The sequence below is a fragment of the Siminovitchia acidinfaciens genome (assembly GCF_003605385.1).
Classification (GTDB): Bacteria; Bacillota; Bacilli; order Bacillales; family Bacillaceae_C; genus Siminovitchia; species Siminovitchia acidinfaciens.
Genome location: NZ_QYTV02000005.1, coordinates 72,487 through 97,311 on the forward strand (window position 1 = coordinate 72,487; position 24,825 = coordinate 97,311).

At 41.1% G+C, this 24,825-nt stretch carries 21 protein-coding genes and 2 riboswitches; of the genes, 5 read left to right on the forward strand and 16 right to left on the reverse strand.

Features of this window, described 5'->3' with window-relative positions:
- Positions 1 to 13: 13 nt before the first annotated feature.
- From D4T97_RS12425 to D4T97_RS12435, 3 genes are all read left to right on the forward strand, one after another.
- On the forward strand, positions 14 to 244 hold the full coding sequence (locus D4T97_RS12425; protein WP_126051069.1) for a spore coat associated protein CotJA: 231 nt from the start codon (positions 14 to 16) through the stop codon (positions 242 to 244).
- Positions 241 to 501 (forward strand): spore coat protein CotJB, encoded by a 261-nt coding sequence (locus D4T97_RS12430; RefSeq protein WP_126051070.1) that lies wholly within the window; start codon positions 241 to 243, stop codon positions 499 to 501. The genes D4T97_RS12425 and D4T97_RS12430 overlap by 4 nt, the downstream gene beginning before the upstream one ends.
- 204 nt (positions 502 to 705) lie before the next feature.
- Positions 706 to 1,275: a manganese catalase family protein gene (locus D4T97_RS12435; RefSeq protein ID WP_126051071.1), complete on the forward strand. Its 570-nt coding sequence runs from the start codon at positions 706 to 708 to the stop codon at positions 1,273 to 1,275.
- An 89-nt stretch (positions 1,276 to 1,364) separates the two neighbouring features.
- On the opposite strand, the gene D4T97_RS12440 is transcribed toward D4T97_RS12435, so the two are convergent.
- From D4T97_RS12440 to D4T97_RS21105, 3 genes are all read right to left on the reverse strand, one after another.
- Complete coding sequence (locus D4T97_RS12440) at positions 1,365 to 2,582, reverse strand: MFS transporter (protein WP_126051072.1); 1,218 nt, start codon at positions 2,580 to 2,582, stop codon at positions 1,365 to 1,367.
- 224 nt (positions 2,583 to 2,806) lie between these two features.
- Positions 2,807 to 3,358 carry a DJ-1/PfpI family protein gene (locus D4T97_RS12445; protein ID WP_126051073.1) on the reverse strand — a complete coding sequence of 184 codons (552 nt, stop codon included), beginning with the start codon at positions 3,356 to 3,358 and terminating at the stop codon, positions 2,807 to 2,809.
- Positions 3,359 to 3,539: 181 nt separating this feature from the next.
- Positions 3,540 to 3,758 (reverse strand): EAL domain-containing protein, encoded by a 219-nt coding sequence (locus D4T97_RS21105; RefSeq protein ID WP_126051074.1) that lies wholly within the window; start codon positions 3,756 to 3,758, stop codon positions 3,540 to 3,542.
- Positions 3,759 to 3,995: 237 nt separating this feature from the next.
- Here D4T97_RS21105 and D4T97_RS12455 point away from each other — a divergent pair, with 237 nt between their 5' ends.
- Positions 3,996 to 5,402 carry a VWA domain-containing protein gene (locus D4T97_RS12455; RefSeq protein ID WP_126051075.1) on the forward strand — a complete coding sequence of 469 codons (1,407 nt, stop codon included), beginning with the start codon at positions 3,996 to 3,998 and terminating at the stop codon, positions 5,400 to 5,402.
- An 87-nt stretch (positions 5,403 to 5,489) separates the two neighbouring features.
- Here the strand turns inward: D4T97_RS12455 and metE are convergent, their stop codons facing one another.
- From metE to D4T97_RS12485, 6 genes are all read right to left on the reverse strand, one after another.
- A complete protein-coding gene (gene metE, locus D4T97_RS12460) occupies positions 5,490 to 7,772 on the reverse strand; it encodes a 5-methyltetrahydropteroyltriglutamate--homocysteine S-methyltransferase (protein WP_408021605.1) in 2,283 nt (760 codons plus the stop codon).
- Positions 7,773 to 7,802: 30 nt separating this feature from the next.
- On the reverse strand, positions 7,803 to 9,659 hold the full coding sequence (locus D4T97_RS12465) for a bifunctional homocysteine S-methyltransferase/methylenetetrahydrofolate reductase (protein ID WP_126051077.1): 1,857 nt from the start codon (positions 9,657 to 9,659) through the stop codon (positions 7,803 to 7,805).
- On the reverse strand, positions 9,643 to 10,800 hold the full coding sequence (locus D4T97_RS12470) for an aminotransferase class I/II-fold pyridoxal phosphate-dependent enzyme (RefSeq protein ID WP_126051078.1): 1,158 nt from the start codon (positions 10,798 to 10,800) through the stop codon (positions 9,643 to 9,645). The genes D4T97_RS12465 and D4T97_RS12470 overlap by 17 nt, the downstream gene beginning before the upstream one ends.
- 156 nt (positions 10,801 to 10,956) lie before the next feature.
- Positions 10,957 to 11,065: riboswitch (SAM riboswitch) on the reverse strand.
- Positions 11,066 to 11,611: 546 nt separating this feature from the next.
- On the reverse strand, positions 11,612 to 12,067 hold the full coding sequence (locus D4T97_RS12475) for a DUF2663 family protein (RefSeq protein WP_126051079.1): 456 nt from the start codon (positions 12,065 to 12,067) through the stop codon (positions 11,612 to 11,614).
- A 436-nt stretch (positions 12,068 to 12,503) separates the two neighbouring features.
- Positions 12,504 to 13,220, reverse strand: coding sequence for a LysM peptidoglycan-binding domain-containing protein (locus D4T97_RS12480; RefSeq protein WP_126051080.1), 717 nt, complete (start codon positions 13,218 to 13,220; stop codon positions 12,504 to 12,506).
- A 2-nt stretch (positions 13,221 to 13,222) separates the two neighbouring features.
- Entirely contained in the window at positions 13,223 to 13,825 is a 603-nt protein-coding gene (locus D4T97_RS12485; protein ID WP_126051081.1) for a CPBP family intramembrane glutamic endopeptidase, read from the reverse strand.
- A gap of 363 nt (positions 13,826 to 14,188) precedes the next feature.
- Between D4T97_RS12485 and D4T97_RS12490 the strand changes: the two genes are divergently transcribed.
- Positions 14,189 to 14,437, forward strand: a complete 249-nt coding sequence (locus D4T97_RS12490) for a ferredoxin (protein WP_126051082.1) — start codon at positions 14,189 to 14,191, stop codon at positions 14,435 to 14,437.
- Between the two features lie 76 nt (positions 14,438 to 14,513).
- Here the strand turns inward: D4T97_RS12490 and D4T97_RS12495 are convergent, their stop codons facing one another.
- The 7 genes from D4T97_RS12495 to D4T97_RS12525 form a co-directional block, all read right to left on the reverse strand.
- Positions 14,514 to 17,516 carry an efflux RND transporter permease subunit gene (locus tag D4T97_RS12495; RefSeq protein WP_126051083.1) on the reverse strand — a complete coding sequence of 1,001 codons (3,003 nt, stop codon included), beginning with the start codon at positions 17,514 to 17,516 and terminating at the stop codon, positions 14,514 to 14,516.
- Positions 17,517 to 17,908: 392 nt separating this feature from the next.
- Positions 17,909 to 18,490: an ECF transporter S component gene (locus D4T97_RS12500; protein ID WP_126051084.1), complete on the reverse strand. Its 582-nt coding sequence runs from the start codon at positions 18,488 to 18,490 to the stop codon at positions 17,909 to 17,911.
- 161 nt (positions 18,491 to 18,651) lie between these two features.
- Positions 18,652 to 18,787, reverse strand: a riboswitch (FMN riboswitch).
- 55 nt (positions 18,788 to 18,842) lie between these two features.
- Positions 18,843 to 19,568, reverse strand: coding sequence for a M23 family metallopeptidase (locus D4T97_RS12505; RefSeq protein WP_126051085.1), 726 nt, complete (start codon positions 19,566 to 19,568; stop codon positions 18,843 to 18,845).
- 164 nt (positions 19,569 to 19,732) lie between these two features.
- The gene (locus D4T97_RS12510; protein ID WP_126051086.1) at positions 19,733 to 21,511 is read right to left on the reverse strand and encodes an ATP-binding protein; all 1,779 of its coding nucleotides are present in this window, start codon (positions 21,509 to 21,511) and stop codon (positions 19,733 to 19,735) included.
- Positions 21,508 to 22,224, reverse strand: coding sequence for a response regulator transcription factor (locus D4T97_RS12515; RefSeq protein ID WP_126051087.1), 717 nt, complete (start codon positions 22,222 to 22,224; stop codon positions 21,508 to 21,510). The genes D4T97_RS12510 and D4T97_RS12515 overlap by 4 nt, the downstream gene beginning before the upstream one ends.
- Before the next feature lie 79 nt (positions 22,225 to 22,303).
- Entirely contained in the window at positions 22,304 to 24,040 is a 1,737-nt protein-coding gene (locus D4T97_RS12520) for a choline/carnitine O-acyltransferase (RefSeq protein WP_164525567.1), read from the reverse strand.
- A gap of 113 nt (positions 24,041 to 24,153) precedes the next feature.
- Positions 24,154 to 24,819 (reverse strand): ABC transporter permease, encoded by a 666-nt coding sequence (locus D4T97_RS12525; protein ID WP_408021608.1) that lies wholly within the window; start codon positions 24,817 to 24,819, stop codon positions 24,154 to 24,156.
- Between the last annotated feature and the right edge of the window lie 6 nt (positions 24,820 to 24,825).

The window sequence follows — 24,825 nt, forward strand, 5'->3', positions numbered from 1 at the left end:
AAGGAGGATTTCCATGTCCACACATCATAAGACATACCATCCTTATATCAGCCCTTTTGATCCATGTCCGCCAATTACAGTTAAATCATATTCCACACCACCCCATCTTTATTTGGGTTTCCAACCGCCAAATCTCCCTCAATTTCCACCAAGGGAAGCATTAAGAAACGGAACGCTGTGGAAAGTTTTTTATGATCCATACTACAGCCCATATGAAAGGGCAAAGGAGGGTAATGACACATGAGGCAAATGCCTCCGGAATATTATAAGCAATTGGAAGAGCTTCAAGTAATGGATTTTGTCATTGTCGAGCTGACTCTATACCTGGATACTCACCCCGGTGATATGGACGCGATCCGTCAGTACAATGAGTATGTGAAAAACAGAAAAGCTTTTGTTAAACAATTTGAAAAGGAATTTGGACCACTCACAAGCTTTGGTTACAGTTATTCAAAGTACCCATGGCAATGGAAAGAAGCGCCGTGGCCATGGCAGGTTTAGCAAAATAAGCCGATCTTTTTCAAGTAGTGGATAGCAAAGGTTGCTGGGAGCGGCCGCCTTTAAGCAGGCCCAAGATCCGACATCCTGCCGCTTCGCTTGCACAAGCAATTTCATCGTCGGTGGGAGTAAGGCATCCTGCCTGTTGAAGTTGGAAAAAACAAAAACGAAACACGAAAACCTTAATCCAAGGAGGTTCTCCCTTTCATGTGGGTTTATGAGAAAAAGCTGCAGTATCCTGTACGTGTAAGTCAATGTAATCCGATGCTGGCAAAATTTCTGATTGAGCAATATGGAGGTGCGGATGGAGAATTGGCCGCAGCTCTTCGTTATTTAAATCAGCGATATTCAATTCCTGATTCTGTGGTTGGTCTGTTAACGGACATTGGGACAGAAGAACTCGCACATCTTGAAATGATAGCGACAATGGTTTACAAGCTAACAAAGGATGCAACGCCGGAACAGATGAAGGAAGCCGGCTTGGGTGCCCATTATGCAGACCATGATAAAGCGCTGTTTTATCATAATGCCGCCGGAGTCCCATTTACGGCCACTTATATCCAGGCGAAAGGAGATCCAATCACCGACTTGTATGAAGATATTGCCGCCGAAGAAAAAGCACGTGCTACTTATCAGTGGATAATAAATATGAGTGACGATCCCGACCTTAATGACGGGCTGCGCTTTTTAAGAGAAAGGGAAATAATTCATTCGCAACGTTTCCGCGAAGCTGTGGAAATATTAAAAGAGGAACGTGACAGAAAAAAGATCTTTTAAGTCAATAAGAGATTATCAAATCATCATCAATGGAAATTTGATAATCTCTTATTTTTTCATTTTTTATTATTCGCAATTTTATAGGTTTTTTACCTAGACGGGACTTGAGGTACCGCTTCTTCGTATTGTTCGGCTGCTGACGCACTCAGTCTGGTAGACAGTAGAAGTGCTGCTGCCAATAATCCGACACACAACCAAAGTGCAGCGGAAATTCCGCCTAACTTATCGGTCAACAGGCCACCAAGACCCGGCCCCAGTATCTGTCCTCCTGCAAAGAATATTGTTACATATCCCAGTGCAATCGGTGCATATGATTGATGGGTCTGTTCAGTTGAAAGCGCCTGAATAAGCGAAAGCATGCCTACGAACGTAAAGCCCCAAAGTGTCTGACTTAGTAAAAACGCCGTAAAAACTGGCAACAAAACAGGCATCAAAATCGATAATGCCCCTAAAAAAATTGTCATGCACAACGAGAACTTTCTGCCGATTTTATCCGATATGGCTCCCCATACCGGCCCACTGATGATACTCATCAAACCACCAAGCGCCATGACATTTCCTGCTATATTTTCATCTACACCTTCTTCCAAAATGTAGCTGAAAAAGAAACTTTGCGGGATTAAATAAGCAAATCCGACCAAGCCGTAAATGACGGCTACAAGCAAAACCCCTTTTTGAAAATAAACTTCCCTAAACAAGGATTCGTTCCGTTTTCCGCCTTTACGCAGGGGTACAGGCGGATCTTTTAAAATCCTAAATGCAATTAAAGTGGTAATAATTGAAACGATTCCAAACAAGAGCCATAGATACCGCCATCCCTCGCTGTAAAACCAAGCATTGAAAATCGGCGTTAGAAGACTTGCAATCAAGGTGCCTAAACCCATACCACTTAATAAAAGGCCAATCATCAACCCCCTGTTATTTGGAAACCATCCGACAACGATGTTTACCAGGGGAGTATAGCCAAAAGCGGTTCCAACCCCAAGAATGACCATTCCTACCAGCGATGTAACAAAACTTTCAACAGTGAATAAAATTAGGCAGCCGCCGGCTAAAAGCACCAGACCAATCACCACGAGCGGTTTTGAACCCCACTTGGAGGCCATAATTCCAACAAGCAAAACCATGACAAGATATCCAATCGCAGTTGAGGTCCCCAGCATTCCTGCTTGCTGATAAGATAGTGAAAGGCTATCTCTCATGAATGGCATAAGAATCCCGTATGCCATCCTTCCAAATCCTGAGATGCAAATTGTAATCATCATACTGACTAAAGCATAGGTCCACATTATCTTACGCTGTTCCATCCATCCACCCCGCCAACAATACCATTCTATCAAAAGATTTAGAAAAAATTCCCTACTGAAATTGTATCAGAAAGTGGATAGATTGGAAAAGCTTTGAGTTGGTTAAGAAAAAGCACATACCACCTGAAACAAAATAATTAAATGATAACTCGAGAAATCATTAAAAAAAGAGCCCCAAACTCAGCGAACTGATGAATGAGGCCCATTGATTAATAAGTTCTGTTTCATTTTAAAAGTTGAATAAACTCGCGCATAAACCCTGGCAGATCCGGCCATGCATGCCCGGATACAAGGTTTCCTTGTGTATGTAGCGGTTTTTCAATATAAGTAGCGCCACATCCCGTTACATCAGGCCTGCAGGCAGTATAGGCTGTAAATTCACGTCCCTCCATCAGGTCAGGTACAATTGCCAAAACCTGTGCTGCATGGCAAATAGCACCTACCGGCTTATTCGCCTCAAAAAAGTGGCGAAGGAATCCCGGCATTGACTCATCAAGGCGGATGTATTCGGGAGCACGGCCACCAGGTATGATCAGTCCATCATATTCAGAAGGGTCAATATCGGCAAATGCAGCGTGGGAATCAATGCCATATGCAGGCTTCTCTACATAAGTTTCCATTCCTTCGATAAAATCGTGACTTACCGTCTGCAGCTTTTTAACCGATGGTGAAGCTATCGTAACCTCGAACCCTTCTTCCAGGCAGCGATAATACGGATAAAACACCTCTAGGGCCTCTACTGCATCTCCAGTTACAATCAAGATTTTTTTACTCACTGTCACCAACCCCCTGCCAAGTTTTTATTTACTTGCTATATGTAATTCTACTCTTTTTACTAATATCCTTTAATATGGATAATATTTCTTATCGAGTTATCTTTGATGCTCTTGTCCTAAAAACTCTCTTTCAAATTTTTCAGCACTTATCGGGTAACCAATCTAATAGCCTTGAGGGTTTTTAATAAAGGTCAGATTTTGTTTCTACTCCCTCAGCCGCTACATCTGACTGCAAGTGTTGCGCTAATGTTAATATACACTTAACAAGTGCAGCACAATCTTTCTTACTTGATATACCGGTGATAAATGCCCTATTGATTTTCAGAATATTAATTGGATATTTTTGTAAGTAGCCAAACGATAAATACCCAGAACCAAAATCATCTATAGATATTTTCACTCCAAAATTTTTTTTACAAAAACACTATTTGTCAATTAACTCAAATTATGGGAGACCTTGGATAACGTAAACCAGAAAGATAGAATGACTTTGTACCGAGGAGTATGACGATTAGGGCTCTTTCGCAATTTTACTCCCATGACCTTTGGCTTAATTGTGACAATAAATGCCATCTGGAATTTGAAAAATGCTAAAATATCATCTAGTAAACACTGATTAGTTCATTAGGAGGAAAGAATGAATCATAAATTTATATTAATATGTACTTGCTTGCTTTTTCTATTGGCTTCATGTGGGGAAAAAAAAGTCGATGAGAAGAAAACCCAACTTAGCCAGTCCGCTTCCCTTTCAAATAATGAACAAGAAGAGGCCGCACAAACCGATGCTGCTCAGGAAAAAGCAATTGAAAATGCGGAAAATATTGAAGCACCTCCCCTTCCACAGACATTAACCGAATTGGCTGAATTGCCGCCAGGCTACACTGGCCCATATTTATCCATACTGGAAGATGAAGATCAAAAGAAAATCGACGAATTGACAAAAGATCTTCAGGACATATCCGGAGAACCGACGAAAGATGAACTTGATCTGTATTACAGAAAGCTCCTGTCGATTTTCCAGCATGATTTTAACGGACCAGAGGAATTGCTTGCCAAATTAAGATTTCAAGCGATCGGAAGTCCTGATATCGAAGATCCGCGAATGCAATTCAAGGAAAACATGAATGTCCATGTTATCCTGGATGCATCAGGCAGCATGAGAAAAGACATTGGGGGCCAAACCCAAATGGAGGCAGCAAAAAAAGCAATTACAAGATTTGTAGAAGGCCTTCCTGCTGAGGCGAATGTCGGACTCAGAATATATGGACACAAGGGTACAGGCAGCGACTCTGACAAAGAAATGTCATGTTCTAGCAGTGAGCTTATTTATCCGCTTGAAAAGTATGACGAAGCCAAATTCCAAGCTTCCTTGAATCAAGCTCAACCAGCTGGATGGACACCTATACAGCTTGCATTGAATGAAGCTGAAAAAGACTTGGATAAATTTAATGGTGAAAATAATACGAATATCGTTTATTTGGTCAGTGATGGTGTGTCTACTTGTGATGACGACCCCATTGCGGCAGCAAAAAGCCTTTACGACTCCGATATTACACCTATTGTCAACGTTATTGGCTTTAACGTGGACCATGCGGGACAAAAGCAGTTGAAAGAAGTCGCAAAAGCAACGGAAGGTTCTTATCAGGATGTTCAAGATTATGAATCTCTTCAAGAAGAGTTGGATCAAGCACAAGAAATTGCGGCTAAATGGAAAGACTGGAAAAAGCAAACGGAAGCCGGCCTAAAGTATGATAAAACCAAAAATGGGCTCGACATTTTTGTATATGAATCAAAAGAATACAAAAAAAGAGTGGATGAAGGCCAGCAGGTTGGATTTACACTGCAGTATTTATACCAAACAAAGAAATTAATGTCCCGTGAAAGCCATGATTATTTAAGAGAGAAAAATAGAGAATATCACAATTGGATCGAAGAAGAATATAAAAGTTTAAAAAGAGAATTAAAAGAGCTTAATGAGAAAAATATTAATGAAGCTTTACAACAACTGGAAGAAAAGTATAGTGACAAGGCTCCGAATAGTTGAGAAAATACAAGCCCTGGTACTTAAATTTGAGTACCAGGGCTTGATTCCGAAATCAAAAACCATTAAAAACTCGAATTTTTATTCAGATTAATTCGTTTGTACAGCCAGCAGTGATTCTCTCGTCTCTTTTGCCGCTTCTACCATATTTTTCAGGGCAGCGATTGTCTCCGCCTCCTGTCTTGTCTTTAATCCGCAATCCGGATTGATCCAAAATTGATTGAATGGGATAGTTTTCAGAGCGCGGTTGATGTTGCTTCTGATTTCGTCGATACTAGGGACCCTTGGGCTATGAATATCGTAAACGCCAAGCCCGATTTCTTTCTCGTACGTATTTTCCTCAAAAGCTGAAATGAGTTCCCCATGGCTTCGGGATGTTTCAATGGAAATGACATCGGCATCCAATGCGCTGATAGCTTCGAAAATATCCTGGAAATTAGAATAGCACATATGCGTGTGGATTTGCGTACTGTTATCCACTGATGCTGTTGCCAGCCGGAATGCATGTACCGCTCTGTCTAAATATTCCTGCCATTTTTCTTCTTTAAGCGGTAATCCTTCCCTCAATGCCGGTTCATCCACCTGAATAATTTTAACTCCGTTTCTTTCCAGCTCTTCAATTTCCTTTCGGAGTGCCGCCGCAATTTCATCCAGGACATCAAATCGGGAAATATCATCTCTGACAAAGGACCAATTTAAAATGGTGACCGGTCCTGTCAGCATCCCCTTTACCTTCTTTTCAGTCAACGACTGCGCATATACACTTTCCTTTACTGTCATTGGCTTATTGAAGCTAACATCCCCAAAGATGATAGGGGGTTTGACACATCTTGAGCCATAAGATTGTACCCATCCGGATTTCGTTACTAAAAATCCGTTCAGCTTCTCTCCAAAATACTCAACCATGTCTGTACGTTCGAATTCCCCATGAACTAAAACATCAAGCCCGATATCTTCTTGGATATTAATCCACTTTTCAATTTCCTTTTTTATATAGTGCTCGTATTCAAGGTCTGTAATGTCACCTCTACGCCAATTCAAACGTTGGGTTCTGACTTCTGTAGTCTGCGGCAGGCTGCCAATTGTTGTCGTCGGCAAAAGTGGCAGCCGAAGTCTTTCCTTCTGAATAGCAATCCGTTCTTTAAAAGGCAGATCCCGATCAACATTCAGTTTACTACTGTCAGACTGATGGACTTGCTCGCGGTATTTGGAATTGTTCAGCTTTTCGATTGCGTTGATACTTTCTTCTATCTTTGTTGTGATTCTCTCCTTCCCGTTCTTTAACCCATTAACTAGAATAGCAATCTCATCCAATTTTTCATCCGCAAAGGAAAGAGCGTCTTTAATGACAGGGTCCAATGTTATTTCGGTAGTTGTCGTCACAGGAACATGCAGCAATGAACAAGATGGCTGGACAATAAGTCTTTCTTTATCCACGATTTGGCTAACGCTCTCCAACAATTCCAGTTGATCATTCAGATTTTGACGCCAAACATTCCTACCATCAATTATCCCTGCAGCAAGGATCTTATCATTAGGAAATCCATACTGTCGAAGTAGTTCCAGTGAATCACCATGGACAAAATCAAGTCCCACCGCTGCTGCCGGCAAATTTACTATCTCTTCATATGAACTGATGGATTCGAAATATGTCTGGATAATAATATCAATTTCAGGAACTTCTTCTGCAATCGTCTCATATACATGTTTTGTTTGATAAAGCTCTGATTCTGATAACTTTGTAGAGAAGATAGGTTCATCCAATTGTACCCATGTTACACCGGCTGCCTTCAATTCTTGTAATACCTGAATATATAAAGGAAGCAATTCCTTTACCAATCTTGGAAACTCTTCTTTCTCATATCCTTTTCCAAGCTTAATAAATGTGATGGGCCCAAGGATGACCGGTTTTCCCTCAATCCCCAATTCCTCTTTTGCTTCTTTATAACATGCGAGCGGACGATTTTCTTTTAATGCCGGTTTGGATTCATTAAACTCCGGAACTATATAATGATAATTTGTATTAAACCATTTAGTCATTTCAGATGCGACAGCATTTTCCATCCCCCGGGCAATCGCAAAATATGTCTCCAGCGGCGTCCTGCTACAATCTTCCTGGAATCTTTTAGGAATCACACCAAACATTACGGAGGTATCGAGCACATGGTCATACAATGAAAAGTCCCCAACCGGAATAAGATCGATTCCCCTTTCCTGTTGCTTTCTTAGTCCTGCCAAACGGACAGATTTTGTATTTTGTAAAAGTTCCTCCTCTGTAATATCTCCACCCCAAAACTTTTCCAACTCCCTTTTCCACTCACGTTGTTCTCCAATCCTTGGATAACCCAAATTTGAACTCTTTACATTTGTCACGATACTTCCTCCTATTATTTTCATGTATTTTTATTTTGATAAAACCAGTTGCGATGCCTTTACTGCATTCAATTCCTTAGTCTTACGCTGAATGTACTTAGATAACTCCACTGTCAATTCATATCGGATAAAAGGTGTGATCAAATAAATCCCGTCAAAATACTGAACTGCAGTATCAATCAATTCCTTCGCGATAGACAGCCCTTCTTGGACCGCCTCTTCTGGGCTCCCTGCTGCACTCATCCTTTTTCTAGTGTCGTTGGATAGCTTGATGCCAGGCACCTCATTGTGTAGGAACTCCGCATTTCTTGCGGAGACAAGCGGCATGATCCCAATATAAATCGGAGCGTCAATATAGTTGGTCTCCTCCCACGTTTCAATAATTTTTTCCTTGCTAAATACCGGTTGTGTCAGCACGTAGTCAGCACCATATTGGATTTTTTTCGCCAGACGCTCAGCTGATTTCCCAATATTATGAACATTTGGGTTGAAAGCAGCCGCTACATGAAAATTTGTTTTCTGTTTCAGTGATTTTCCAGAAAAAGATATACCTTCATTAAATTGCTTGATAAGTTTAATCAAATCAAAAGATGTTACATCAAATACAGATGTTGCTCCAGGGAAGTCTCCAATTTTGGTCGGGTCACCAGTAATCGCTAATAAATCCCTGATACCCAGGGTGTGCAGCCCCATTAAATGAGATTGCAGGCCGATTAAATTACGGTCCCGGCATGTAATATGTACCAAAGAGGATAGACCTATATCCCTTTTTACGAGAGATGCCATTGTCTTATTGCATATCCTTGGAGAGGCAAGTGAGTTATCAGCCACAGTCAGACCATCAACCCCTGCATTTTTCAATGCCCTCGCTCCCTCAAAGAATTTTTCTGTGTCCAGATGTTTCGGAGTATCCAATTCAACAATGATCGAACGCCCCGCTTTCACCTTTTCGTATAGCGTTAGCCCCTCATGATGCTTCTCCTCGGAAATTATAACTCTTGGCGGCGTTTTCACCTCCTTTTCCTTTAGCGGATCCAGCCCTTTAATTCCTGCCTTCAGGGCTTTAATATGTTCGGGAGTTGTTCCACAGCATCCGCCCATTAACCGGACTCCTTCATTGCGGAAATGAAGAGCATATTCCCTGAAGTATTCAGGCTCGGAATTATAAAGGAGCTTTCCGTCGCGGTATTCCGGTAAACTGGAATTCGGATAAGCTGACAGTATGGCTTTTTTCGGTATGGGAATTGCTTCTAATGCCTTCAGCACATGATACGGACCCAGCCGGCAATTTACCCCTATGACGTCCGCCCCAAGAGCTTCCAGTCGGTTAAAAGCTTCGGATAAATGCATACCGTTTTCAAGCACAGCCGGTTCATGCATGGAAATATTGGTGATAATTGGAATGTCCGTCACTTCTCGAGCGATTTTCAAAACAGAGGTCAATTCATCAATGTCATAATACGTTTCCATCAATAGACCGTCCACGCCCTCCAGCAATAAGCAATAAAGCTGCTCCCTGAAGCTTCGTTTAATTTCATCCTTCAGTTTAGTGTGAAATCTCGCTCCATGGATTCCGCCAATCGATCCGACTACAAAAGCATCCTTTTTAGCTGCCTCTCTAGCAATCCTTACCGCTTCACTGTTAATCTTCTTAACACGTTCTTCTAATCCATATCTTGAGAGTTTAATATAGTTCGCCCCATAGGTATTAGTTTGGATGATATCCGCTCCAGCCTGTAAATATTCCTTATGGACATGTAAAATGTCATCCGGATGTGTTAGGTTCAGCTCCTCAAAACAGCGGTCTACTCCACAAGAGTAAAGAAGGGTACCTGTTGCACCGTCACCAATCATAATTTTCTCTTTCAAACTATCTAATAAATTCAATATGGCTGCCTCCTTTTTTATCCTCTGAAGGAACCAAGACTTCTGATTGCACTTGATCGAATGCCTGTTTCAAATCATCTACCAGATCATCTGCATGCTCGATTCCAACGGATATTCGGAGCAGACGGTTGCTTAGGCCGTAACTTTCTCGTGTTTTTTGGGGTATATCTGCATGAGTTTGTGTCGCAGGATACGTGATAAGACTTTCCACGCCTCCCAGACTTTCAGCGAATGTAAACAGTTTTAACTTTTTTAGAAATGGCGAAACCAGTGATTCATTTGAAATCTCAAAGCTCACCATGCCGCCTTGTCCAGGAAAATACACCTTGTCAACCAAGGGATGAGCAGTTAAAAAAGAATGTACTTTCTTCGCATTCTCTTCATGCTGTTTCATACGCAAAGCCAATGTCTTCATTCCCCTGATTAAGAGCCAACAATCAAATGGCGCCAAAACAGCACCCGAAGTATTTTGACTTTCAAACAACCTTGAGCTCAATTCATGGTCACCCGATACAACCAGGCCTGCAAGTACGTCGTTATGTCCACCCAAGTACTTGGTTGCACTGTGAATGACGACATCTGCGCCGAGCTCTATGGGCCTTTGAATTAGCGGTGTATAGAAGGTGTTGTCGACAATCAACAAAAGCTGATGCTTTGCAGCAACATCTGCTGCAAACCTTAAATCCGTTTCAGTCATCAAGGGATTGGTCGGTGTTTCTATGAATATGGCTTTCGTATTTTTTTGAACGAGCTCGTTAATACTGCCCTTATCCTGATTCCAATATGAAAATTCCAGGTGGTATTTGGCAGAAAACCATTCAAATATTCTGTAAGAACCTCCATATAGATCCCTCGTGGCAATAATATGATCCCCCGACTTGAACAAGGATAAAGCTAACTGTATTGCACTCATTCCTGAACTGCAGGCAAATCCGCGGTCTCCCTTTTCCAGTTTGGCAATCGAGTCTTCCAGGACATCCCGCGTAGGATTTCCTGTTCGGATATAGTCATAACCATTTAACAATCCGATATCACCATGTCTAAAAGGCGCCGATAAATAAATGGGAGTGTTAACTGCACCGCGAGGTTCTTCCCTGTCATTTCCTGTTTGGACAAGCAATGTTTCTCGTTTTAAAGTCATTAGTCATTCTCCTTCCCTTTTGTGTTAGGAAGGCTTTTTTATAATATAGCTCTGTTATATTCAGCAGTTTTCGAGGAGGTCATCAGTATTGTTTTTCAGAGCCAAAAATAAAAAGAGCCTTCTCAACAAGAAGAAGCCTCAAAAAAAATAGGGTTCTTCTCATCTTCCAAGTTGTTTCCAACTTGCTGGATTTAGCACCTTTCCGTTTGAAACGGTGGTTGCTGAGGCGTCACAGGGCCATTCCCTCAACCTCTCTTGATAAGAAAAAGCTGTCTTATTAAATTGTGCTACATACTTCCCAAACAACAAAAAACCGGAAATACAAACCTTTAACAAGGCTGTATTTCCGGTTGACCGGTCAATACTTATTATTGAGTTGGTAAGTTAAAGTGTATTATAGGCGGTAATTTCCATTCTGTCAACAAAAACAGAAAATTCTTTTACACATAAAGAAAAACACAAGGTGCGCAGCCTTAGGCTATAAGGATATGGACAAGGCGAATAGCTAGGAGGAAGCAGTTCTTCAGCCAAAACAACAAGGCAGCTGATTTCAATCAGTTCGTATGAAACTTCACTGAATTTGCTTCATGCAGTTTGTGGCGAGCTGAACAAGCCTTCCTCGATGAAGTTATAGCGATGAAGTACATTCATCCTGAATAACTTCCTTGCGACATGTGACCTCTAGCCGATGGCGCCTGGCGGACTTTGACTTTAAAGCGCACGTACTGTGACGCCGTCGCCACTACGACGTCCCGTCGGACGAGCTAGACATAACATAATATTGTAAAATTAGAAAAGTTGGTCAATCTTATTACTTGCTTTCATGGTAAAGGTTAATATCATATTGGTTCTTCATTTGATCAAAAACATGATGGCGATTCGCCCAATGCTCGCCATCCCATAGATCGCGGCTTTTCTCGATGATTTCACACCTCAGGTCATGAAACTCCGTTTCAGTTTTTTCTTTCTTTTCAAAATAAAATTTCAAGGCACCAAACAAAAGGACACCCAGCAATAAAAGAAAGATTAGATAATTTGTCCCAAGTAATTCAGTAATGCTGTTCATAATTGAATATTCATTTGGTTTGATGACCAATGTGTAGCTGAGAAATAATAGAGTCAAACAGTATAGAATGAAGAACGACAAAATAAAAAAATGAGTGTTTTTATAATGATCGAACTTTATCTTTTTTTCTATCAGCTTCTGTATCATTTTTTTCGTCGCTTCATCCACCTGGTCATCTAATGTAAGCATTATTTTCTCCATCCTGTATACCTCCTAAAGAAAAGCACAAGGCGCCCATTAATATAGGCGGCAAGACGAATTTTGATGAGGGAGCTTTTCTACTATCAGAGCAAAGCAGCTAATTTCAATCACATCATGAGAAACATCAGCGAACTTGCTTCTAGCAGCTTTGTGACGAGGGGAAACATGGGCTTCCTCGAATAATAAGCTATGCTGCAGGAACACATCACTCTGAACATTTCTCCTTGCAACTTGTAACATCAAGCCGATGCGCCTGGCAGATATAAGGCACCACTTCCTGTGGCTCAGCCGGCAATAGGACCTCCTGTCCGTCGGAGCTAGACATAACATATCCATGTTTGAAGAGAAAATTTGGTATAATTTTATACTTGCAACTAAAAAAACAACCCTTCATTCAAATTGTATGAAGGGTTGTTTCATAGTATGAACATATATATCACTGAGGAATTGTTAACGTTTGTCCCACACTGATTTCATTGCTTCCAAGACCGTTGGCCTGCTTGATTTTTTCAACGCCATCCTGGGAACCATAATATTTTAACGCAATCCGGAAAAGGTTTTCTCCTGGTTGGACAGTATGATATTTGGCTCTGCCTTCACTGTTTTCCCCATTTTGGTCTTCTTGTTTTTCAGTTTCCGGATTTTCATTCACCGGTGGCTCTTGATCGTTTTTAGACTCTTCTTTTTTTCCAGATTCCTGGGCAGCAGGTTCTTTTGGTTTATCTTTTGGTTTATCTTTTGGTTTATCTTTTGGTTTATCTTTTGGTTTATCTTTTGGTTTATCTTTTTCTTTATGTTTTATTGTATCATTATCCGACTCGTCCAAATCATCTTCTGCAGATTCTGGTTCTGTCGCCGTATCAACTGTCTCAAAAGAAACTTCTTCTCCTGAACTTCCGCTGACAGGATTCGCTTTTGAGCGATCCCCGCTATTGATAATGGACAAGATGCCGATTGGAAGCATCAATAAGACTAGTAAAAGAATTAACGGAATCGATATCTTCATTTTCTTTTTATTACTTGGACGGGCTGTCTTCTTTTTTCTCTTTTTTCCGTGATATTCAGCCCTAGATGGGAGCATTTCTGTTTTTTCATAAATATTATTATTATCTACATCGGTTTGCTTATTGCGTCCCCTTTTATTCATATTCATATTCAATCCCCTCTTTTACAATCCTTTCGGGAAAAACCGAATTTTATATACATACCTAACAGAAAGTCTATGGTAAAATGCATGGCAATAACCGGCCATAGCTGTTGATCAGCCAGATTATATACAATTCCAATCCAAAAGCTTAATCCAATGACATTTACCAATAAGTACCAATGGGACCAATACCGTAAATGTATGATGGCAAAAATGATGCTTGCTGCTATAAGACCGAATTTTGTTTGCAATATTCCCCTAAACAGCAGCTCCTCAGAAAATGCAATAACAAAAGCCACAACTGGTATTTGCCATAATGGCATCGTTTGGAATATTTTATTATTGATTCCGCCATCATCGTAATATCTTTTCGGCAAAACATTTATCAGGATAATATCGATGACAACAACTACGGTTCCATTGATAACTCCCCAAAGTACCCATCTTGAATCAAATCTGAACCTTGAAAATATATCCGTTATTTGGTCAAAAAGGAACAGGCCGGCTATCAGGGAGATCCCCAACAAAATCAGCTGTGTAAGGTACAGGTGTCCTACCAGTTCCCGATGTGACATTTGCCGGATAAGTTCGGCCTGGCTTTTTTGTCGCATTAAAATCACTCTTTTATATACTTTGATCATTTATAAGTATGAGTTTGTAGTCCTGCATATTAAACTGATTCGCGGGACACCCTGCAGTGTGCATAGTAATTGGCGTTTTGAAATAATAAACATGCACACTAAAGGATTACAGTTTTGTTTACAAAGATTACCTTAATTTTATCATGAAACAGTTTTTTCGACTATGTTCTCGTTGATCTTCCGTTTAATAAAATAGTTCGACATTTAAGGTGGGTTCCCTTTTATGTTGAAATGTTGTTTGCAGAGGATTAATATATGTATAGAAACAAATCTTCATGCCGATTGCACGTTTATCAAACAGCATTGACATAGATAGTGATAGGAGGTTTACTAATGGCCAAGTATACAATGGTCGACCAAGATACTTGCATTGCTTGTGGTGCTTGCGGGGCGGCAGCTCCTGACATATATGACTACGATGACGAGGGCTTGGCATATGTTGTCCTTGATGACAATAAAGGGGTTGCAGAAGTACCGGATATTTTAGAAGATGATATGTTGGATGCTTTTGAGGGCTGCCCGACTGAATCAATCAAGATTGCCGATGAACCATTTGACGGAGATCCGTTGAAATTTGATTAATACAAGCAAAAGAGGGAGCTCGGCTCCCTCTTTTGCCTTTTGTTAAGAATATAATCCAATCAGGTGTCTGTAATTGTTACATTGCGATTTTATTCTGTTCTGCCAACCTCTGCTTTTTCGCTTTCTTAAAATGAAATAATTCATAAACAACCGGTATGATCACCAATGTCAGTAAAGTGGCAACCGATAATCCGCCAATGACTACAACGGCAAGACCTTTTGATACAAGACTCCCCATTTCTTCTTTTCCCATCAAAAGCGGAACCATTGCAAAAATTGTAGCCAATGCAGTCATGACTATCGGACGGAACCTTGTGGCACCCGCCTCAAGCAAAGCTTCCCGAATCGGCATGGTCTTTTCGTTCTGTCTTACCCGGTCAAGCAAAACAATGGCATTTGTGACAACGATTCCTATTAGCATCAATGCCCCTATCATCGATCCAATATCAATTGGTGTCCGTGAAACGAGCAGACCAAGGATTGCGCCGATCAATGCCAGCGGCAGAGTAAACAGAATGACGAGCGGTGCACGAAGCGTTTTAAATGTAAGTACCATAATCAGATAAACAAGCCCGATGGAGACAGCCATCAATTGGAATAACTCCATAAACTGTTCAGACTGCGTACTGGCAGCTCCCCCATATTCCAACGAAACCCCTTTTGGTAAACTCAGGCCGGCAGCCTTCATATTAACTTCATTTGCAATTTTCGATAGTTTTTTAGGATCGGCTTCCACACTGACACGGACATATTCTTTTCCGTCCTTACGAAGCACACTTGTTGGCTTCTCCGCTCTTTCGATTTTTGCAATTGATGAGAGCCTTACTGGTTTTTCATTTGCCAGAACAGAGATATCCTTTAACTCTCTTTCTGTTGTGGGGTGTACCGAGCTGTCAAGCAAGACCTGCGTATCTTTGCCATCCACCTTGATCATCCCGATTGGAAATGGGTTCAGCAATAGTTGCACCTGTCTGGCCACTTCCTCTGTATTGGCTTTCTTTTGGTCAATATTAATATCATAGACAGTTTTAAGCTCATTTTGATTGCTTGTTACTTTCTCAACGCCCTTAATACCCTCAACTTCATCCATCACTTTCTTGGATGCTTCGATCAATTTGTTAGTGTCATTTCCGACAACGTCCAGTGTGATTGTTGAATCGCTGAAATTGACAATGGATGCTATCATCATATCAAAGTCCGCTTCAGTATATTTTTCCTTTTGGTTTTCTATTTTATCCATCAGCTTTTCGGTATCAGCGTTCTCTTTCATTATGACATGGAGGTTTCCCTGATTCTGAGAGTTAATTTGGCTGAACTGGGCATCCTCAGGATTCGACCCCAGGAAAGTAATGACCTCATCCACTTCGGGCTGATCTATCAAATAGCCCTCCAGCTCTAAAATTTCCTCCTTCACTTTGGAAAAAGAAATGTCATCCGGATAAGAAACCGTTACGGACACATCGTTATCAGAAGCATCAGCCGTTCCTTTTGGCATGACAACATACATACCGACCGCTCCGACAAAAATAAAGAAAGAGAGCAAAAGCGGCACCCATTTATGCCTTAAACTCCAGTCCAATATTTTCATATATCGTTTCGGCTTTTTATACACAGGCATTTTTCCCTGCTTCAGCATACGCGAACTCATGAGAGGGACGACAATCAGCGCTACAAGAAGTGAAGACAAAAGCGCGTATGTAATCGTCAGCGCAAATGGCAGCAATAGTTCCTCGAGTGACTTTACAAGTCCCATCGGTAAAAACACGGCGACTGTTGTAAGTGTCGACGATGTGATGGCTGCTGCTACCTCTTTTGTTGAATTCACAATCACTTCATTGGAAAAATCACCGCTTTGTACTTTTCTGAAAATGTTCTCTATGACAACAATACTATCATCCACCAGCCGTCCAACAGCAACAGCAACGGCCCCGATTGTCAATACATTCAACGTTATACCGGATTGCGACAGTAAGAATAACGTCAGACCAAGAGACAACGGGATACTTACGACGGTTATCAGCGTCATGCGCAAATGGCGCAAAAAGACAAAAATAATTATGGTGGCAAATAATGCTCCAAGTAATACCGCTTGCATCATGCTGTCAACAGAATTTACTATGAATTCCGAGAATGAAATGAGCATGGATGCCTCAATAGCCGGTTTAAAATCCTTATTCACTTTTGCCATTGTCTTCTCTACTTTTTTACCGACAGAAACTGCATTTGCATTGGATTCTTTATGAAGAAGCAACGCTACGGCTTCCTCCCCATTGACCCGGGTGAAGAATGTTTCACTTGAATCGCTGATGTTTACCTTTGCAATATCTTTCAGCCGAACTTCCGGTGCAATTTCCATATTCTCTAACTCTTTTATTCCTTCTATCTGTCCAACCACTTTCAGATTGGCTTTTCTCTCGTCAACCGTTTCCTCGCCTACAGCCAGTGCCAAATTCTTCCCTTGGAGCAGCCCCATCAATGCCTGGACAGGTATATGGAGATCGGACATTTTTTCTTTATCGAGTTGTATATTCACTTGGGTTTGTTGTTTTCCATATACAAGAACGTCAGATACTCCGGTAATACCCTGAAACATGGGAACAATATCATTTTCTATCTTTTCCATGCCTTCTCTGTTAATCCCTTTTGGAAAGGAAAGGCCGATTTGCCACAAAGGAATCATGTCCAGGTTCAATTGGGATACGATTGGCTTAGAAAATCCTTCAGGAAGCTCAATTCCGCTAATCGCCTCCTGAACCTGGGCTTTTGCTTCTTTCATGTCAATTGATGGATCTAGTGCAATATCTATGGATGAATAACCATCCGCAGATGTGGAGAATACATGCTTTTTCCCTTTGACTGAACCAATCGCCTTTTCAATTGGCTTAGTCACCTGCTCAGCCATGGTATCGGCATCTGTTCCCTGCCCCATGACAATCACTGTTACTGCGGGATTGTTTGCGGCAGGCAAAAATTCTTTCGGCAGTGTAAAATAACTAAGTGTCCCCAGGCCTAAAGCTAAGACAGTCATCAATATGACAGCTGCCCTGTTCCTCAAAGCCCAATTTGTAAACCAGATCATTCATTTCCCCCCTGTAAAATTAGTATATTTTTCCTATAACATCAGTATAGTTTATTTGTTGATTGAAAATATAGACTTTAGTCGTATTTTTTTTTACTCCTTTGTATTTAGTCGTGTCTTTTTAGCTGAGCGTGCAAGCCTTAGGACAAAAGTTTTTAACTCACTGCAGCAAAGCGGCTGATTTAAATATCATACGGCTTTGCAACAAAGTATTAGCTTTTCTATTAATGCTCATGGCAGATGCACGTTCATCCCAAATATCCTTTGATACGGCCTGATACCTTGAAATAAACACAGACACCAACTTTTCTGTATAGATATGTTTTGGCTAAAGAAAAAAGCCAGCAATGATAAAAATCATTGTTGGCCCAACTTGGAATGTTTTTAATTGATTAGATATTCCGGTAAGCCACTTGTTTATCAATCCAGTGGCGCATACGGCTATATATTAATAAGAAGATAACTGTCACTATCAAACCTTTAACAAGATTAAATGGCAGGATTGCTGCTACAACAAGCTGGCGGAGGTCCGAAGTCGACATCGGATCCCATCCGAGCAAGAGCGTGTAGGCAGGTAGGATTGCCACGTAGTTTAAAACACTCATGAAAACTGCCATAAAAATAGTTCCAAAGATTAAAGAAATGGCTAATCCCCATTTCATTTTAAGCTTTTTGAATACATAGTAAGTCGGCAAGACGAACATGACCCCTGCGATGAAGTTTGCAAAGTTACCGATTGGGATTCCGGCTTCGCTGCCAACCATTAAATAGTCAATAATATTTTTAATCAATTCCACTAATATTGCGGCAAGCGGACCAAACATAAGTGCAGCGATCAATGCAGGAATATCGCTAAAGTCCACTGTCAAATAAGCCGGAAATGGCGGGATGGGAAATTTAATGAGCATCAATACAAATGATAAACTGCTCAGCATCCCAATTGCAACAAATGATCTTGTGTTGAATTTTTTCAATATCCTCTCTCCTTGGAGATTCATCCCATGTCGAAGAAAGGTCAGCCAAATTTCGCTGCCTGAAATAAAAATCCCTCAAAGTTACAATAACTTTTGAGGGAGAATTAAGGCATGTTCGAATAAACGTTCAAATTCCTGCAATTTGAACGTACGACGGCTACCTTCATCTTCTCCCATCCAGACTATACTGTCGGCTTTGGAATCGCACCAAATCCTGCCTTTGCCAGGCTCGCGGGCTCAGAGACCTGTTATCTCATTACCGCCGGTCGGGAATTTCACCACGCCCCGAAGATGAATCGTATATTATTTACCTTTATTATACAACAAGAAACTGGGTTTGTGAAGATATTTGTCAAAATTCTTTTATAATGAGAGTTTGTCCTTCAAGGACCAAATGGTTAGTATCCAAATTATTACGCTCTGAGAGAGATTCAACAGTTGTATTAAATTTATTGGAAATACTCCAGACCGTGTCACCCTTTTTAACTACATAAGTCGTCGGGCCTTCCGCCGGCCGTGCATACGTTTCAATCGTTTCATTTATTGAGGGTTGCAATGCAACAGCCTTGTCCCCAACCATTCCTTTTCCGAAAACAATGAAAGGATCAAAAGCATTTTCCTTGCTAACCGTCCATTGGCCGTCATGAACTTCAAAATGAAGGTGAGTTCCAAACGAATCCCCTGTGTTGCCCATTTTTCCTATTTCCTGCCCTTTTAACACTTTCATCCCCTTTGAAACCAGTCTTTTATCCAAATGAGCATAAACTGTTTCAAATCCGTCCGGATGCTCTAAAAAGACGACATGCCCGTATGTATCGGAATAATATGACTTAATAACATTGCCTTCTGCAACCGCATAAATTGAAGACTGCGCTAATCCGGCAATATCCATGCCTTTGTGAATACCGCCCCTGGACGAAAAAACATCGCTGACCACACCATTTGCCGGAAATACCCATTCTCCGGTCACTTTTTGAATTTCATCCACTGATTGGGCAGAAACAGCGACCTCTTTATTGCACACATTATAGATAACGATAAGCAGCAACCCAGCAACGATGTATCTAAACTCGTTCATATTTCCCCCCTGTTGACCCAAAAATTTCTCATAAGTAACTGTCCTATTTTTTGTAAGTAGAGGTGAAAATATACAAAAAAAGCCGCACAATTAAGTGCAGCTCTTCTAGAATGAATTTTGTTACGCGTGAAACAAGATTGGACGGCATCCTTCACCAATTTTCCTCATTTTTTGCTTGGCAAAAACAAAGTGAAAGTCGTTCCTTCACCGAGCTTGCTTATCACTGTCAATTGGCCATGATGCGCATCGGCAATATTTTTGACAATGGCAAGGCCGAGTCCTGTGCCGGCTCTTCCCCTGGTCCTCGCCTTGTCCGCTTTATAAAAACGTTCAAAAACGAAAGGTAAGTCTTCCTCGGGAATACCTGTACCATCGTCCTCAACAGAAATGGTGATCCCATCTTTGCCGAATGCCTGAGTGACTTTTATATTGCCGTTTTCATGAGTATACCTCATCGCATTATCAATCAAATTGGTCAATACCTGCTCAATCCTATCCGGATCCAAGGAAAAGGAAATTCCTTTCTGCTCGATATTACTTGTAAGCTCTATGTTATTTTCACGCGCAATTGTTTGAAACTTAGAAGTGATCCTATCAACAAAAGCACCTACATCAACATCTTCGAAATTCAAAGTGATATGACCCGCTTCCATTCTGGCCATATCTAGCAACTCATTGACGAGCCGTCCGATCCTAAGTGATTCGTCGTAAATGATTTTGATGATCTCCTGCTTTTCCTCTTCGGAGCCTGCAATATCATCTATGATTGCCTCACTATATCCCTGAAGCATGGCTATTGGAGTACGGAGTTCGTGTGAAACATTTGCCACAAAATCAATCCTGAGCTTATCCAGACGTCGTTCTTCCGTCATATCCCTTATAACGGCAACCGCCCCCCGTACACTTTTTTGATCATGTGTATATAAAGGACTGACTATAACGACATAAAACCTTCCCTTAATTGAAAGCTCTCCGGTTTGCTCTTTTTCATCCGCAATTGCATGCTCCAAAAGTTCTGCCATTTCGGCCGGAATCGGATAGTTCGCCTCCCCGCTGTCAAATGGCCATTGCTGCAAAAATCTTTCTGCAGGCGGATTCGTGATCAAAATGGTGCCATCACGACTGAACGTCATAACACCATCGGCCATGCTGCTTAAAATATTTGTCAACTGCTCCTTTTCCTGACGAAGTACATTCATATTAAACTTCAGACGCTTTCCCATTTGATTAAACGCAATCGCCAGTTCTCCGATTTCATCATGACTTAAAAAAGGAACCCTCGTATCAAAGTTCCCCTTTGACAATTCGAAGGCCGCTTCTCTCATTTTACGGAGCGGTGCAGTGATTCTGGTGGACAAAAAGAAAGCGAAGAAAGTAGTCAGAACGATCGCAATACCGGCTGCCAGCAAAATCAAGTTTGCCGTCTGTTTTGTTGTTTCTTTCAGGACTCCAAGACTCTGGTAAATGAAAATGGCTCCCGTCTCATTATTACCCAGATGAAGTGGAACACCCGCCACAATATAGTTTTTAAATCTGCTGCCGGATTCATGAAGTTCCGAAAGTGACAGCTCTTTCTGAATGACCGCCTGTTCACTAAACACCTTACTTAGGTCGTTATCGCTTAAAAATACATAGGAAGGGATCTTATTGCTTTCCTCTAAATTCGGTGAATAATGAAACTTTTCTTTATCATACGCAATTGCAACCCCCATCGGGTCATCCACAATTTCAAAAACAATTTCTTCTCCAAGTCCGTCATTTCTGTGGGATTCAATAATATCCGATATTTTCTCTGCCGTATCCGACAGACTCTTCTCAATTTGGTTTACATGATATTTTTCAAAGAACTGTATCAAGAGAATGGTAAGAATGATCAAAACAAAGGAGACCAGCAGCAGAATGGTCACCCATAGCTTTCCGACGACGCTCCGCCAAAGTCTCATTCATTACCTGCCTCAAATTTATAACCGACTCCCCAGACAGTGACAATCATTCCCGCTGCTTTTTCCGATACGCGGTTCAATTTCTCCCGCAACCTTTTGATGTGAGTGTCAACTGTTCTTAAATCCCCGAAAAATTCATACTGCCATACCTCTTTTAATAAATGCTCCCGGTCAAATACCTTATCCGGCGATTTTGCCAAAAAATGCAGCAGCTCGTATTCTTTAGGCGTCAAATTCACTTCCTTGCCATCAGCCGTAACCCGGTGTGCATCATGGTCGATTGATAAATGCGGATACACGATAATATCACGTGCGGTCGGGTCAGTATGAAGAAAGCTCGTTTGAGATGATCTCCTTAGGACCGCCTTCACCCTTAGTACTACTTCTCTCGGGCTGAATGGCTTGACAATATAATCATCAGCGCCCACTTCGAAACCCTGGACCCTGTTTGCTTCCTCTCCCTTTGCAGTCAGCATGATGATGGGAGTGGTCTTTTCTTCACGCAATTCCTTGCAAACTTCGACACCATCTTTTTTCGGCATCATTAAATCAAGCAAAATACAGTGATAGTCGTTAGTCATTGCCTTTTCAATGGCCTCTTCGCCATCAGCTGCCTCATCGATTATATAATTTTCACGTTCAAGATACATTTTTAATAATCTGCGAATACGATCTTCGTCGTCAACCACCAAAATTTTGACTTCTTGTTCCATTTTCTTTCCCCCTTGGCATCATGATAGTGTACTAACTCTATTGTATAAGAAAAAGTCCAACACCTAAAGCAAAACAAGCTTAAAGGTCTTTAGCACCGATCATTCTCAGTTCATTCAACGCCTGTAACAAATGTTCCATTAATTGATTGCCCTTGATTTTATTTTCTGTATAGCTTGAGATGTTAATAGAAATTGAATCTTCCAATATGATGTATGCCATTCCATGACCGTCTTCAACAACGGGGCCAAACATCCGATATTTAACGTTTTCGTAAGCCATGCCACTTGTTGAAATGAAGTCGCGGCGCATCGTTAAATATCCCTCGTCCTTAAAAATTTCCGGCAATTCTTCCAAACCTAGTTCTGGGCCGAATAAATGGTACATTTGTTCAAGTCCATACATATGTCTTTCGACACCATACCCTTTTTGACAATCCCTTATCCGATCCGAATGGGCAGCGCTCGCCCTTTGCATCAAAGAGTACAACACTTTTTTACTTTCTCCCCCATGATCCATAGCTTCCACAAGCCTGCGCTTTTCCATACTTGTCGCACGGGCGCACTCTGTTCTTCCCTCGTAAAAGAAACGGACGGACACAGGCTCGTATACACTTTCAAATCTCCCATAGGTTCGATATTGCGCGATTTGCAACGCCATATGGAGAAAGGCATCCGGACTAAAATTCATTCTTTTGATTTCACCTGCTCCAAAATCAGTAAAGACTCTTGACTGAAGATGATAATTATCTTTTTGCCGCAGGTGATCATCGTGGAATTGATTTAACATGGCCAAGCTCTCTTGTTTCAATTCCCATGTTCGTTTTTCAACTATTGGAATTTCAAACGTTTGCCCAGCTTGATGAAAGTCTTTCTTCAAACCTTTACTGATATGGCTAATAACAGCAGCAATCGATGTACCATCAACAGTGCTATGTTCGATATTAAATCCTAATTCGTGCTGCTTCGTAATAATCATTTGGATAGTCTTGTCAAAATATTTATTGTTTGCGTTTAGCATAAGGTTCTTAATTGCCTCTTCAGAGTCCTTGCTATCTTCATCGATCGAAATAATAACGATTGAATCCGCAATTGCTTGTAATATTTCGGCATTCAATTTTGACGTACTCAGCATCTCGTACGCTTTAGCGGCCTTGTCTCTTTTTGCTGTAGTAAATATACCTACATTTATACCCTCATCTTGATCAGCAAGAATTTCCGTTTCAATCGCAGCTGCAATTTGATGACTTTGATAGATCGCACCTACATGGTTTGTTACCTGTACCTTATAAACATTGTTTTTATATAAGATGATGACATGATTATTCTTTTTATTAAAATCAGCGACGTAAAATGTGTCCCTTTCCAACTTCGGGATTCTCACAGACCGGAAAAAATATTTATATTGACTCATATCGAGCAGCTTTCCTTTTACGGCATCCTGCTCCACATCCCCATCGATAATAGCATGATACAGCTCTGCAGCTAAAAAGCTGACTTGCCCGGCCATTTCCGCGATAGTGAAGCGGTTCTTATAATGGTCATTTTTTAATAAAATATTGAAATTCATACTATAAGGCAAATGATCCCGATGTTCTAAATAGGAATTGACCCAGAAGGGCTTTAGCCAGCTTCCGGTCCGACTTTGATCCCATTCATATAATTTTGTTTGAAGCTTTACTGCCTCCCCATTTTCCTCAAAGAAACGTTCAATCACATTTGATGTTTTTTGAAATTGCTCCTTAGTCACCAACGGTTCCACCCATTCAAGAAGTTTAGATTTCGTGCTGCTTAAAGGTGGAACAGGTAACGATGGCAATTCATTTTTCAGAGATAAAATTGTTTTTATAGCCCTAATTCCTTTCTATCTTTATTTTTCATTACTGGCCAGTGCCAGTAATCCCCCTTTTAAACGGCTGTATTCTAAATCGTTTATTCTCCAGCCACTTGAAAAGCGCCTTTACGCTTTTTGTTTGGAGACAATCGACGTTCAAACCAAGCCAAGACGACATCGGCGAAAACAGCCATTAAAGCTGTAGGAATCGCACCTGCTAAAATAATCACGGTCCCGTCTGTCGCGTTTGTTCCGCGCAATATAATATCTCCTAAGCCGCCAGCCCCGATAAATGTCCCAATGGTTGCAACACCAATGGAAATAACCAAAGCCGTTCTCAACCCTGCCATGATAACAGATAAAGCTAGGGGCAGCTCAACCATCCGAAGGATTTGAAACTTCGTCATCCCCATCGCTTTACCGGACTCGATCAAGGCATGGTCGACATTGCGAATTCCAGTATAAGTGTTGTTAATGATCGGTAACAATGAATACAAAAAGAGGGCGAACACTACTGTGTTCGTACCAAGCCCCATCACTAGCATCAAGATTGCTAACATTGCCAGGGCGGGTATCGTTTGAATCACATTTGCAAGTGAAATCACCCATGTACTTAATCGATGATAGCGCGCGATTAAAATGCCAACCGGAATCGCCACAATTGCGGCGAACAACACTCCATAGATGGACATAAGAAAATGCCGATAAAATTGTTCCCAGACATATGAAGCATTTTGCGAATAATAGAATAAAACATCTTGCATCGTTTC

Coding starts and splice junctions, on each gene's coding strand:
- D4T97_RS12430 (WP_126051070.1), top strand. CDS start 241: ATGAGGCAAATGCCTCCGGAATATTATAAGCAATTGGAAGAGCTTCAA.
- D4T97_RS12525 (WP_408021608.1), bottom strand. CDS start 24,819: ATGCAAGATGTTTTATTCTATTATTCGCAAAATGCTTCATATGTCTGG.
- D4T97_RS12515 (WP_126051087.1), bottom strand. CDS start 22,224: ATGGAACAAGAAGTCAAAATTTTGGTGGTTGACGACGAAGATCGTATT.
- D4T97_RS12455 (WP_126051075.1), top strand. CDS start 3,996: ATGAATCATAAATTTATATTAATATGTACTTGCTTGCTTTTTCTATTG.
- D4T97_RS12425 (WP_126051069.1), top strand. CDS start 14: ATGTCCACACATCATAAGACATACCATCCTTATATCAGCCCTTTTGAT.
- D4T97_RS12440 (WP_126051072.1), bottom strand. CDS start 2,582: ATGGAACAGCGTAAGATAATGTGGACCTATGCTTTAGTCAGTATGATG.
- D4T97_RS12480 (WP_126051080.1), bottom strand. CDS start 13,220: ATGAATATGAATAAAAGGGGACGCAATAAGCAAACCGATGTAGATAAT.
- D4T97_RS12495 (WP_126051083.1), bottom strand. CDS start 17,516: ATGATCTGGTTTACAAATTGGGCTTTGAGGAACAGGGCAGCTGTCATA.
- D4T97_RS12490 (WP_126051082.1), top strand. CDS start 14,189: ATGGCCAAGTATACAATGGTCGACCAAGATACTTGCATTGCTTGTGGT.
- D4T97_RS12435 (WP_126051071.1), top strand. CDS start 706: ATGTGGGTTTATGAGAAAAAGCTGCAGTATCCTGTACGTGTAAGTCAA.
- D4T97_RS12485 (WP_126051081.1), bottom strand. CDS start 13,825: ATGCGACAAAAAAGCCAGGCCGAACTTATCCGGCAAATGTCACATCGG.
- D4T97_RS12510 (WP_126051086.1), bottom strand. CDS start 21,511: ATGAGACTTTGGCGGAGCGTCGTCGGAAAGCTATGGGTGACCATTCTG.
- D4T97_RS12505 (WP_126051085.1), bottom strand. CDS start 19,568: ATGAACGAGTTTAGATACATCGTTGCTGGGTTGCTGCTTATCGTTATC.
- D4T97_RS12475 (WP_126051079.1), bottom strand. CDS start 12,067: ATGGAGAAAATAATGCTTACATTAGATGACCAGGTGGATGAAGCGACG.
- D4T97_RS12470 (WP_126051078.1), bottom strand. CDS start 10,800: ATGACTTTAAAACGAGAAACATTGCTTGTCCAAACAGGAAATGACAGG.